9 protein-coding genes and 4 tRNA genes are annotated in these 12,486 nt (G+C 65.0%); 1 reads left to right on the top strand and 12 read right to left on the bottom strand.

The window, feature by feature from the left end; genetic code table 11:
• Nucleotides 1–18 precede the first annotated feature (18 nt).
• A complete protein-coding gene (locus F793_RS0105750; RefSeq protein ID WP_018867493.1) occupies nucleotides 19–822 on the top strand; it encodes an enoyl-ACP reductase in 804 nt (267 codons plus the stop codon).
• Nucleotides 823–948: 126 nt separating this feature from the next.
• On the opposite strand, the gene F793_RS0105755 is transcribed toward F793_RS0105750, so the two are convergent.
• From F793_RS0105755 to queC, 12 genes are all read right to left on the bottom strand, one after another.
• Nucleotides 949–2,838 (bottom strand): SurA N-terminal domain-containing protein, encoded by a 1,890-nt coding sequence (locus F793_RS0105755; RefSeq protein ID WP_018879870.1) that lies wholly within the window; start codon nucleotides 2,836–2,838, stop codon nucleotides 949–951.
• Between the two features lie 392 nt (nucleotides 2,839–3,230).
• A tRNA-Asp gene (locus F793_RS0105760) sits at nucleotides 3,231–3,307 on the bottom strand.
• A 36-nt stretch (nucleotides 3,308–3,343) separates the two neighbouring features.
• Nucleotides 3,344–3,419 (bottom strand) — tRNA-Val (locus tag F793_RS0105765).
• 11 nt (nucleotides 3,420–3,430) lie between these two features.
• On the bottom strand, nucleotides 3,431–3,703 hold the full coding sequence (locus tag F793_RS0105770; RefSeq protein ID WP_017940837.1) for an HU family DNA-binding protein: 273 nt from the start codon (nucleotides 3,701–3,703) through the stop codon (nucleotides 3,431–3,433).
• A 260-nt stretch (nucleotides 3,704–3,963) separates the two neighbouring features.
• Nucleotides 3,964–6,429, bottom strand: coding sequence for an endopeptidase La (lon, locus tag F793_RS0105775; protein WP_018867495.1), 2,466 nt, complete (start codon nucleotides 6,427–6,429; stop codon nucleotides 3,964–3,966).
• Between the two features lie 82 nt (nucleotides 6,430–6,511).
• Entirely contained in the window at nucleotides 6,512–7,792 is a 1,281-nt protein-coding gene (clpX, locus tag F793_RS0105780) for an ATP-dependent Clp protease ATP-binding subunit ClpX (RefSeq protein WP_018867496.1), read from the bottom strand.
• Between the two features lie 148 nt (nucleotides 7,793–7,940).
• Nucleotides 7,941–8,582, bottom strand: coding sequence for an ATP-dependent Clp endopeptidase proteolytic subunit ClpP (gene clpP / locus F793_RS0105785; protein WP_018867497.1), 642 nt, complete (start codon nucleotides 8,580–8,582; stop codon nucleotides 7,941–7,943).
• The gene (tig, locus tag F793_RS0105790) at nucleotides 8,579–9,886 is read right to left on the bottom strand and encodes a trigger factor (RefSeq protein WP_026280824.1); all 1,308 of its coding nucleotides are present in this window, start codon (nucleotides 9,884–9,886) and stop codon (nucleotides 8,579–8,581) included. Before tig ends, clpP begins: the two co-directional genes overlap by 4 nt.
• An 82-nt stretch (nucleotides 9,887–9,968) precedes the next feature.
• Nucleotides 9,969–10,055, bottom strand: a tRNA-Leu gene (locus F793_RS0105795).
• Between the two features lie 122 nt (nucleotides 10,056–10,177).
• Nucleotides 10,178–10,253, bottom strand: a tRNA-Lys gene (locus F793_RS0105800).
• A gap of 139 nt (nucleotides 10,254–10,392) precedes the next feature.
• Nucleotides 10,393–11,661: a YeeE/YedE family protein gene (locus F793_RS0105805; protein ID WP_028484713.1), complete on the bottom strand. Its 1,269-nt coding sequence runs from the start codon at nucleotides 11,659–11,661 to the stop codon at nucleotides 10,393–10,395.
• A 138-nt stretch (nucleotides 11,662–11,799) separates the two neighbouring features.
• Nucleotides 11,800–12,486, bottom strand: coding sequence for a 7-cyano-7-deazaguanine synthase QueC (gene queC, locus F793_RS0105810; RefSeq protein ID WP_018867500.1), 687 nt, complete (start codon nucleotides 12,484–12,486; stop codon nucleotides 11,800–11,802).

The following is a 12,486-nucleotide window of genomic DNA, read 5'->3' on the forward strand; positions in this document are numbered from 1 at the left end:
CGAACCAAGGAGTGTCACATGGGTTTTCTGAAGGGCAAGCGCGCACTGATCGTCGGCGTTGCCAGCAACCGTTCCATCGCCTACGGCATTGCCGCGGCCATGCATCGCGAGGGCGCCGAGCTCGCCTTCACCTACCAGAACGAACGCCTGCGCGATCGCGTCGAGAAACTGGTCGCGGACTTCGACTCCGACATCCTGGTGCCCTGCAACGTCGAGGATGACCGCGAGATCGAACAGGTCTTCGAGCACCTGGACAATTACTGGGACGGCGTCGACATCCTGGTGCACTCGGTGGCCTTCGCACCCAAGGAGCAACTGGAAGGCGACTTCCTCGACAACATGACCCGCGACGGCTTCCGCATCGCGCACGACGTCAGCTCCTACAGCCTCGCGGCCTTTGCCAAGGCCGGCCGCGCGATGATGAAGGATCGCGACGCCTCCATCCTTACCCTCAGCTATCTGGGCGCCGAACGCTCGATGCCCAACTACAACGTGATGGGTCTGGCCAAGGCGAGCCTGGAGGCGAACGTCCGTTACCTGGCCTATACGCTGGGGCCGGAGAGCACCCGGGTGAACGCGATCTCCGCCGGCCCGATCCGCACCCTCGCGGCCTCCGGGATCGGCGAGTTCAAGCGCATCCTCGACCACGTCGAGGCCAATGCCCCGCTGCGGCGCAACGTGACCACCGAACAGGTCGGAAACGCCGGCGCCTTCCTCTGCTCCGATCTCGCCTCCGGCATCACCGGCGAGATCATGTATGTCGACTCCGGCTACAACACGGTGGGCCTGGGCGCGGCCGAGATCGGCCTCGACAACAAGTAGCGTCGACGGTCCGCAACCGGGACCTTCCCGGGTTGCACGTAAAAGGCCCGGCCCGCTTGCGCGGCGCCGGGCCTTTTTTATGGGACCGGATACACCGCGCGCATCCCCTAGGTCCCTGGTCGAGCCCTAGTCGAGGGCGTCGGGGAAGCGCTTGATGTCGGCCTGTTCTTCCAGCCAGGCGAGGTAGGCCCGGAATTCGGCGCTGCCATAGGCATTACCGATCTGGTCACGCGCCTGCTGGCGTGCAGCGGCATCGGCGGCGTCCTCGCCCATACGCACCTCTTCCAGCACGGTCACGGCAAAGTCGCCGTCGCCGATCCGGGCACCGGCGATCTCCACCGCGCCCTCGCCCGGGGCCGGCAGGCGGAACAGGTGGTCCTGCAAGCCGGTGGGCAGTTCCGCGGCGCGCTCGCGGGTGACCTCGACCGAGCGACTCCAGGCCCCGTTCTCGTCCGCCTCTGAGGCCCAGTCCTCCGCCGCGGTCAGGCGCTCGATCAGGGCCTCGCCGGCTTCACGGGCAGCATCGGCCGCCGCCTGACGCTGCAGGCGCTCGCGAATCGTGTCTTCCACCTCCGCCAGCGGGCGCAGCTCGGACGGCTGGTGTTCGTCGATCCGCAGGATCACGGTGGAGCCGTCCTGCAGGTCGATCGCCTCGCTGTTGTGGCCGTCTTCCAGCACCCGCGGATCAAACGCCGCGTTGCGAATGGAGCGGTGCCGCGCAATGCCGTCCCCGGAGCCCCGCGAGAACCAGTCGCTGGTCTGGATCTCCAGCCCGGTCGCATCGGCCGCCGGCTCCAGGCTGTCGGGGAACTCGATCCCCAGCGCCATCATGTCGTCCAGGGCGTCAATCTGCATCTGCTCCGCCGTGCGATCGCGCAGATCCTGCTCGACCTCGTCGCGGACCTCCTCGAACGGCTGCGGCTGGGCCTCCTGGATCGCGGTCACCTCCAGGATGAACCAGCCTCGCTCGGTGCGCACCGGCTGGCTGATCAGATCCTTCGGCAGGGTGAAGATCACGGTCTCCAGCGTCGAGCCCAGGTCCCCCCGGGCGATCTCGCCCATTCGCCCGCCACGGTCGGCGGTCAGGCTGTCCTCCGAGTATTCCTCGGCCAGCTCGGCAAAGTCCTCGCCGGCCTCCAGCCGCTCGCGCAGCTCGCGGATGCGGGCCTCGCCCTCCTCGCCCGTGTCCTGAATACGGATCTGGCGCACCTCGCGCAGCTCCGGCTGCTCGTAGCGGCTGCGGTTCACCCGGTAGTGCTCGCGCACCTGGTCCTCGGTGACCTCGACCCCGGCCTCCAGGCCCTCCGGATCCAGCCGGAGATAACTCACCCGTACGCGCTCGGTGGTGGTGAACTCATCGGGATTGGCTTCGTAGTACGCCTGGATGGCGTCCTCGTCCACCACGTCCGGACGGTCGAACTCGTCCGCGGAGAAGACCCGCCAGCTGGCCACGCGGGTCTGGTTGCGCAGACGACTGTAGTCTTCCACCAGGCTTTCCGGTACCACGCCGGTCGCCTGGATCCCCCGCTGGATCTGCGACAGCACAATGCTGCGCGCGATGTCCTGTTCGAAGTCCGCGGGACTGATCCTCTGGGCGTTCAGCAGCTGGCTGTAGCGTTCGCGGCTGAAGCGGCCCTCTTCCTGAAACACCGGCATACCGCGGATCTCGCGCAGCACGCTGTCTCCGGCGGCCTTGAAGCCCGCGGAGTCCGCCGCCTGGCGCAACAGCTCTTGCCGGATCAGCGTCTCCAGGGCCTGCAGACGGATACCCTGCTCGTCGAGCACGTCCTCGGGGATCTCGCCGCCGAACATGCGCGCCATTTCGTCGCGCTGGGCGCGCGCTTCCTGATGCACGTCGCGCACCGCGATATCCGTGCCGTTCACCTCGGCCGCCACCAGCGGGCCGGCCCCGCCGAAATACTCGCCCAGGCCCCACAGGGCAAAGGGGATGGTGATCAGGCCGATGATCACATAGGCGAGCCAGCCGCTCGCCCGGTCACGAATCGCTTGCAACATGATGGTCTCTGCTCACTCCGCCGTGGAGAGGAAATCGGGAATCGACCGCCGATGGTAGCAGGCGCGCCCGCGCGCGTCTGCGCCTGGGTTATCCACCACGAAGCGCACGAAGGCACGAAGAAGGGCCAGGTCAGAGGCGTTTGCACCACAGAGGACACGAAGGGCACGGAGAAAGTCGATAGCGATCCGCGGGAAGGACAGAGCATCGTAGGATTGGAAGAATGAAGTTGTGTCAGGGGGGGGAACGCCGCGTGTTGCCGCGGCCCCGAATTCCTTGCCCTGCTCCGTGTCCTTCGTGTCCTCTGTGGTGCAAACGCCCTTGACCTTCTTTTCTCCTGGATCGCAATAGCCAAGAAAAGAAAAAGGCGCCACAAGGGCGCCTTTCTCGGAGATGGCGGAGCGGACGGGACTCGAACCCGCGACCCCCGGCGTGACAGGCCGGTATTCTAACCAGCTGAACTACCGCTCCGTATTCTTGCAGTGCAACCAGGGTCAGGGTTGCACTTGGTGGGTGCTGACGGGTTCGAACCGCCGACATTCGCCTTGTAAGGGCGACGCTCTACCAACTGAGCTAAGCACCCGATAAAGCGCGCTAGTTTACTCGATCCTTGAGCGCTTTACCAGCCTTGAACGAAGGCGTTTTCGAAGCGGCGATCTGGATGGTCTGACCGGTACGAGGGTTACGACCGGTGCGGGCCTCACGCTCGCGCACCAGGAAGGTACCGAAGCCAACAAGGGAGACCTGGTCACCCTTGGCGAGGGTGTCGCCAACAACACTTACCATGGCATCCACGATCCGGCCGGCCTGGGCCTTGGGGACATCGGCTTCCGCCGCGATCGCGTCGATCAGTTCGGATTTATTCATGAAGCGCTTCCTTATCTCAGTGGTGACTCAGGCTTTCTGCCGGACTGGGCCTAGCTTACACCAGCCGGAGGCCTTTTCTCCATGGCCCCGCAACTGCCCTCGGCGAGAAATCAGGTGATGCGGATGGGGTTATAGCAAGCCCCCGGAAAACGAGTCAAACGCGATCTCCTGATCGCCCCCGCACGGGTGTGATCCCGTGCACAAAAAACCGCGGAGCCCCGGTCTGCGGGCCCCCGCGGTTTCCGTCCGTTTACAGACGCTTAGTGGTGCCGAACCCGGCGACGGCCGGATTCCTTGGCCGGTTTGACGACTTCTTCGACCTTCTCCGGGGTTTCGCCCGCCTTGCCCTCCGGCATATGCGTCAGCGCCACCTCCAGCACCTCGTCGATCCAGCGCACCGGGCGAATATCGAGCTTCTGCTTGATGTTCTTCGGGATGTCGACCAGATCCTTCTCGTTTTCTTCGGGGATCAGGACCGTGCGGATCCCGCCGCGATGGGCGGCCAGCAGCTTCTCCTTCAACCCGCCGATCGGGAGGACCTGGCCGCGCAGGGTGATCTCCCCGGTCATCGCCACATCCGCTCGCACCGGGATCCCGGTCAGTGCCGAGACGATCGCGGTGCACATGCCGATACCGGCAGATGGTCCGTCCTTGGGCGTCGCACCCTCCGGCACGTGGATATGCAGGTCCTTCTTCTCGTGGAAGTTTTCCTCCAGCCCCAGGGCCTCGGCACGCGAGCGCACCACGGTCAGCGCCGCGTGGATGGATTCCTGCATCACGTCGCCGAGCTTCCCGGTCTGCTGGGTCTTGCCCTTGCCCGGGACCACGCTGGCCTCGATAGTCAGCAGCTCGCCCCCGACCTCGGTCCAGGCCAGACCGGTCACCTGACCGATCTGATCGTTCTCCTCGGCCAGGCCGAAGCGGAAACGGCGCACGCCCAGGTACTTCTCCAGCGTCTTCGGGGTCACCGATGTGGTCCGCGCACGCTCCTTCTCGCTGGCCAGCAGGCGCTGCTTGGCCACCTTGCGGCAGACCTTGGCGATCTCGCGCTCCAGCGAGCGCACACCGGCCTCCCGGGTGTAATAGCGCACGATGTCGCGCACCGCCGCATCGGAGATCTGGATCTCGGCCGGCTTCAGGCCATTGGCCTTGATCTGCTTGTCGAGCAGGTAGTTGTGGGCGATGTTGACCTTCTCGTCCTCGGTGTAGCCGGACAGCCGGATGACTTCCATGCGATCCAGCAGCGGCCCGGGGATGTGCATGCTGTTGGCCGTGGCCACGAACATCACGTCGGACAGGTCGAAATCGACCTCCAGATAGTGGTCGCTGAAGGTGTGGTTCTGCTCCGGATCCAGCACCTCGAGCATGGCCGAGGCGGGGTCGCCGCGGAAATCCATCGCCATCTTGTCGATCTCGTCGAGCAGGAACAGCGGGTTGCGCACCCCGACCTTGGCCAGGTTCTGGATGATCTTGCCCGGCAGCGAGCCGATGTAGGTGCGACGGTGGCCGCGGATCTCGGCCTCGTCACGCACCCCGCCCAGCGCCATGCGCATGAACTTGCGGTTGGTCGCACGGGCGATGGACTGGCCCAGCGAGGTCTTGCCGACGCCGGGCGGGCCCACCAGGCACAGGATCGGGCCCTTCAGCTTGCGCACTCGCGACTGCACGGCGAGGTACTCGAGGATGCGTTCCTTGACCTCTTCCAGGCCGTAGTGGTCCTCGTTGAGGATCTTCTCGGCACGCGCCAGATCCTTGCTGACCCGGGTCTTCTTCTTCCACGGGACATTGACCAGCCAGTCGATGTAGCTGCGCACGACGGTGGCCTCGGCCGACATCGGCGACATCATCTTCAGCTTGTTCAGCTCGGCGGTGGCCTTCTTCTTGGCCTCCTCCGGCATCCCGGCCTTCTCGATCTTCTCGGCCAGGTCTTCCTGTTCGTTCGGCGCGTCCTCGAGGTCGCCCAGCTCCTTCTGAATGGCCTTCATCTGCTCATTCAGGTAGTACTCGCGCTGGGACTTCTCCATCTGCTGCTTCACGCGGCCGCGGATCTTCTTCTCGATCTGCAGCACGTCCATCTCGCCCTCGATCTTGGCGACCAGGTGCTCCAGGCGTTCGCGCACATTGGCGATCTCGAGGACCTGCTGCTTCTCCTCGAGCTTCAGGGACATGTGCGCGGCGATGGTATCGGCCAGGCGCGAGGTGTCGTCGATCCCGGCCAGCGAAGTCAGGATCTCCGGCGGGACCTTCTTGTTCAGCTTGATGTACTGCTCGAACTGGTTCAGCGCGGACCGCCCGAGGACCTCGAGTTCCTTGTCCTCGGTGTCGTATTCCTCGTCGATCAGGCGGATGTCGGAGACGAAGTAGTCCTCCTCCTTCTCGGCATCACCGGTGGTGGAAACATCCATCACGCGGGCGCGCTGGGCTCCCTCCACCAGCACCTTGATGGTGCCGTCGGGCAGGCGCAGCAGTTGCAGGATGTTGCCCAGGGTACCGATATCGTGCAGATCGCCGGCTTCGGGTTCGTCGACCTCGGCGCTCTTCTGGGCGACCAGCAGGACCTGCTTGTTCTCGGCCATGGCCGAATCCAGCGCGCGGATCGACTTCTCGCGACCCACGAACAGCGGGATGACCATGTGCGGATAGACCACGACATCGCGAAGCGGCAGCACCGCGACGCGCTTGACGGGGGAGTCCACCTCGTTCTGGGAGGAGTGGGTATCGGTCATGTTGCCCCCTCAGGGCTGGACGAATGTACAGAAGGAAGTGGGGGCGGCGGCGCCCATTTCAAGGACGCCGCAACACTTCCGCTCAGGAATCCGCGGCCGCCTGCTTCTTGGCGAACGAGTCGTTCTCGTACACCAGATACGGCTCGGCATCGCCGCGGATCACCGCCTCGTCGATCACCACCTTGCTGACGCCTTCCATGGACGGCAGCTCGTACATGGTGTCGAGCAGGATGTTCTCCATGATGGTGCGCAGGCCGCGCGCCCCGGTCTTGCGCTCCATCGCCTTGTGGGCGATCGCGGACAGGGCGTCGTCGCGGAACTCCAGTTCCACCCCTTCCATCTCGAACAGGCGGGCATACTGCTTGACCAGGGCGTTCTTCGGCTGGGTCAGGATGGTGATCAGCGCGTCCTCGTCCAGCTCGTCCAGGGTCGCCTGCACCGGCAGGCGCCCCACGAACTCGGGGATCAGCCCATAGCGCACCAAGTCGTCGGCCTCCAGCTGCTTGAGCCACTGGCCACCGGACTTGGCCGCCTCGGTGGTACGCAGCTCGGCGCCAAAGCCGATGCCGCCCTTCTCGGCGCGCTGCTGGATGACCTTCTCCAGCCCGGAGAAGGCCCCGCCGCAGATGAACAGGATGTTGCTGGTATCGACCTGCAGGAACTCCTGCTGCGGATGCTTGCGTCCGCCCTGCGGGGGGACCGAGGCGGTGGTGCCCTCGATCAGCTTCAGCAACGCCTGCTGCACACCCTCGCCCGAGACGTCACGGGTGATGGAGGGGTTGTCCGACTTGCGCGAGACCTTGTCGATCTCGTCGATGTAGACGATGCCGTTCTCGGCCTTCTCCACATCGTAGTCGCACTTCTGCAGCAGCTTCTGGATGATGTTCTCGACATCCTCGCCCACGTAACCGGCCTCGGTCAGCGTGGTCGCGTCGGCGATGGTGAACGGGACGTTCAGTACTCGCGCCAGCGTCTCGGCCAGCAGCGTCTTGCCGGAGCCGGTCGGGCCGATCAGCATGATGTTCGACTTGGACAGCTCGACATCGTCCTTGCCGGCCTTGGCCTGCAGACGCTTGTAGTGGTTGTACACCGCGACCGAGAGGATCTTCTTCGCGGAGTTCTGGCCGATCACGTAATCGTCCAGGATCGCGCGGATCTCGTGCGGGGTCGGGAGGGAATCCCGCTCGGTGTGGCCGGCCTCCTGCATCTCCTCGCGGATGATGTCATTGCACAGCTCGACGCACTCGTCGCAGATAAATACGGATGGCCCGGCGATCAGCTTGCGCACCTCGTGCTGACTCTTTCCGCAGAAAGAACAGTACAGGAGCTTGCCGTCGGCGGAGGGGGTGGTTTCGTCGCTCATCCGTTTGCCTCGGTTGCGATTTCAGTGTTCTTCAAAACATGCCCCGTTTGCCTGTGAGTTGCAAACGGGCCAAGCAGAAGTCCGGTATTGAGGCCCCGCCCCGGAGCCGGTCTCCGGGGCGCGGTTGCGATCGGCGCGGACGAGGGGATCAGTCGTCCGCGGAGTTGCGGTGGGTCAGGACGTGGTCGACCAGGCCGTATTCCTTGGCGTCGGTCGCGGTCATGAAGCGGTCGCGATCGGTGTCCTGCTCGATCTTCTCGATCGGCTGGCCGGTGTGGTGGGCCAGTACGCGGTTCAGCTCGTCACGGATCTTCAGGATCTCGCGGGCATGGATATCGATATCCGACGCCTGACCCTGAAAGCCGCCCAGCGGCTGGTGGATCATCACCCGCGAGTGCGGCAGCGTATGGCGCTTGCCGGGGGCCCCGCCCGCCAGCAGAACAGCGCCCATGCTCGCGGCCTGGCCCACGCACAGCGTGCTGACCTCGGGCTTGATGAACTGCATGGTGTCGTAGATCGCCATGCCGGCGGTGACCGCGCCCCCCGGGGAGTTGATGTACAGGCTGATCTCCTTGTCCGGGTTCTCCGACTCGAGGAACAGCAGCTGAGCCACGATCACGTTGGCCATGTAGTCCTCGACCGGACCCACACAGAAGATGACCCGGTCCTTCAGCAGACGGGAATAGATGTCGTAGGCGCGCTCGCCGCGGGCGGTCTGTTCGACCACCATCGGGACCAGGTTCAGGCCCTGGGCATGCTGCGCACCCTGGTCGGCCATGTCGTGGCTCATTCAGTCGACTCCTTGTTCGGATTCATGACGTCCTGGAAGCTGGTTTCCTTCTCGGTGACCTTGGCCTGCTCGACCACCCAGTCGACCACCTGGTCTTCCAGCACCAGCGACTCCAGGTTGCTCTTGGCCTGGGGATTGGAGCGGTAGTAGTTCTTCACCTCTTCCGGGTCCTCGTAGGTCGCGGCCATCTCCTCGAGATCGCGCTCGACGCGCTCGGCGTCCACCTCGAAGCCCTTCTGGTCGATGATCGCACGCAGGGCCAGCCCCAGGCGGACGCGGCGCTTCGCCTCGTCCTCGAACAGGCTGTCCGGCAGCGGCTGGGTCTGCTCGGCACCCCCGAAGCGCTTCTCGGCTTCCTCGCGCAGACGGTTGATCTCCGACTTCACCAGGGCGTCCGGCAGGTCGAAGTCGTGCTTGTCGACCACGGCCTCCAGGACTTGCTGCTTCACCCGGCCCTTCAGGGCCTGACGCAGTTCCCGCTCCATATTGGACCGCACATCAGCGCGAAGTTTCTCCACCGAGCCGTCCTCGATGCCGAATTTCTTCGCGAACTCTTCGTCGACCTCCGGCAGCTTGGGCCCCTCGACCTGCTTGATGGTCAGGGCGAACTGCGCGGTCTGGCCCTTCAGATTCTCCGCCGGGTAATCCTCGGGGAAGGTGACGTCGATGGTCGGCTCCTCGCCGGCCTTCACGCCCTTGAGCTGCTTCTCGAAGCTCTCGATCAGGCGCCCGGCGCCGACCTCGACCTGGAAGTCCTCGGCCTTGCCGCCCTCGAACTCCTCGCCGTTCAGGGTGCCGACGAAGTCCAGGGTGACACGGTCGCCCTTCTTCGCCTTGCGCTTGACCTCGGCCCACGCCTTGTTCTGCTCGCGCAGCGAGTCAATTACGCGGTCGATGTCCTCGTCCGCCACCTCGGCCTTCGGCCGCTCGATCTCGACGTCGGCGAAGTCGGCCACCTGCACCTCCGGGAACACCTGGAAGCTGGCGGTGAACTCGATGGCGTCGCCGCCCTCCAGGCTGGTCGGCTCGATGCTCGGGTTACCGGCCGGTTCCAGGCCCTCCTGCTGCACCGCCTCGCGGTAGCTCTCCTGCAGGACCTCGCTCAGCACCTCCTGGTAGACGCCGGTGCCATAGCGCTGGCGCACCACCTTCAGCGGGACCTTGCCCGGGCGAAACCCGTCCAGCTTGACCCGCTTGGCCAGGGACTTCAGCCGGTTGTCGACCTCGGTGTCGACCCGCTCGGAGGGGACCTGGATGGTCATCTTGCGTTCCAGGTTGCCGGTGGCTTCAACAGAAACTTGCATGGAGGGCCTCGTCATAGTTCGGATATCGGTCATCCCTGCCGATCGCAGCGGTAACCTTCATGGCGTTGGGAAATGCGGACTGTGGTGCGAAAGGAGAGACTCGAACTCTCACGGGTTTTACCCCACTGGGACCTAAACCCAGCGCGTCTACCAGTTCCGCCACTTTCGCGATCTTGCAGAAAACTCTTGTTGTGTTCGCGCGTTAGCCGCGCATTCTAGCGTGTTCCCCGCCCGCAAACACAAAGGGCCCGTATGAACGGGCCCTTGTGCCGGCGCGGGGACCGGAGAAAATGGTGGGTCGTGTAGGATTCGAACCTACGACCAATTGGTTAAAAGCCAACTGCTCTACCAACTGAGCTAACGACCCTTTTCGGTTTGGCCGGCGGCGACCCCGCGGGTCGCCCTGGCCGAGCTGCAAAACCGAAGGCCCGGGATCACCGGGCCTCCAGTGCCGCGTAGTTTACGGCGCGGCGGGGAAAACGCAAGGCGCCACCGCCGCTACGCCATCAGATGGCTTCCAGCTTGCGCATGCCACCCGGCAGCAGCTTCATGTCCACCAGCGAGGTGATCAGCGCCTTGCCGAAGGAGGCCTCGTCTTCGTAGACCATCTTGTAGTACTGGATCTTCATGGTCAGCGCGGCCCCGAAGACGATCATGATGAAGGTCAGGAAGCCGCCCAGCGCGAGCGTGGAGATCCCGGTGATGCCCTGGCCGATGGTGCAGCCCATCGCCAGCACGCCACCGAAGCCCATCAGGATCGCGCCGATGAAGTGGTTCACGAAGTCGCGCACCGAGGCGAACCACTCGAAGCGGAACGCACGGGTAACCAGGGCCCAGAAGAAGGAGCCGAGGATCACGCCGGCCAGCGCCATCACGCCGAAGTACAGCACGGTGTTGTCAAACCCGCTCGACACGTAACGCAGGCTCTGGCCCATCGGATTGATGAAGGTGAACGACTGGTTGGCCCACGGGGCACTCTCGGACGGGCGCTCACCCGCGTCTGCATCGGCCACGAAGTCCCAATCGGCCACGTAGGCCTGCGGGGTATAGGTGTCCATGCCATCGTCGATCTGGATGTTGCTGGTCAGCCACCAGGCGCCGAGCACCATCAGGCCGATCACCAGACCGCCCAGGATGTTGTCAAAGCTCTTGCGGAAGTCCGCGGCCTTGAAGATCAGGGCCAGCAGCAGCACGCCGATCACCGCGCCCAGCACCAGGCGGGCGGTCAGGCCGTTCTCTTCGCCGGCCACCAGGGTACCCAGGTCCTGGCCCGCCGGGGTGGAGATGGCCAGCGCGGTGGTCCAGTCCATGAACAGCAGGGAATAGAGGGTATCGGAAGTACCCGGCAGCGGGCGCACCATGTAGTAGGCGATGATCGCGATCACGATCAGCACCATCAGCGACTTGATGTTGCCGCCACCGACGCGCACCAGGGTCTTGTTCCCGCAGCCGGAGGCGTAGGTCATGCCGATCCCGAACAGGAAGCCGCCCAGGGCATGCTCGACCCACTGGAACTCGCTCATGCGGTAGTTCGGGAAGGAACCGTCGGCGCTCAGCACCCCGAAGAACTCGAGGATGGCCACGCCCAGCATGGCCACGGCGATCGCTAGCAGCCAGGAGCGCATACGCCCGGTATCACCCATGTTCACCCAGTCGGAGACGGCGCCCATGGTGCAGAAGTTGGTCTTGTTCGCCACGGCCCCCATGATGAAGGCGAGGATGAACGCCCCACCGAGGAACGCCATCGCGGCAGTTGAAAAACTGGAGAATTCCATCACGTATCCTCTCGACGAAAGATTTCAGGGCAGGCCTGCACCCACGGGGTGCGCAGCATACATCGGACGCTAGACGAGATCGAGCCCGTTTTCATTCCTGCGGGAACGAACATGCAGCCGGCGGGCTGCCGGCGGGCATCACGCGGGGATATAGCGGGTCGGGTCCGGCACGCCGGCCGCAGCAAAGCCCTCGCGCCGGATGCGGCAACTGTCGCAGCGGCCGCAGGCGCGCCCCTCGGCATCGGCCTGATAGCAGCTGACCGTGTGGCGGTAGTCCACCCCGAGCTCGCTGCCCGCCCGGATGATCTCGGCCTTGGACAGGTGCATCAGCGGCGCCCGCACCTCCCAGGGCGTGCCCTCGACCCCGCTGCGGGTGGCCACCCGGGCCAGGTCGCGGAACGCGTCGATGAAGGCCGGACGGCAATCCGGATAACCGGAATAGTCCACCGCATTGGCGCCGACGTAGAGCAGCCGCGCGTCCAGGGTCTCGGCCAGCCCCAGGGCCAGGGCCAGAAACACCGTGTTGCGCGCCGGCACGTAGGTCACCGGGATGCCCTCGGTCGGCGCGGTCGGTACGTCGATCGCCGTGTCTGTCAGCGCCGAGCCACCGATGGCGCTCAGGTCCACCGCCACCACGCGGTGGTCGGTCACGCCCTGGTCCGCGGCGACCCGCCGCGCAGCCTCCAGCTCGGTCCGGTGGCGCTGTCCATAGTCAATGGACAGGGCATGGCACTCCAGGCCTTCGGCGCGCGCCATGGCCAGGCAGGTCGCCGAGTCGAGCCCGCCCGAGAGCAGCACCACGGCCTGTTCCGCGCGTTCGTTCAT

Origin of the sequence: Thioalkalivibrio sp. ALE22, assembly GCF_000381445.1 — a bacterium.
Classification (GTDB): Bacteria; Pseudomonadota; Gammaproteobacteria; order Ectothiorhodospirales; family Ectothiorhodospiraceae; genus Thioalkalivibrio.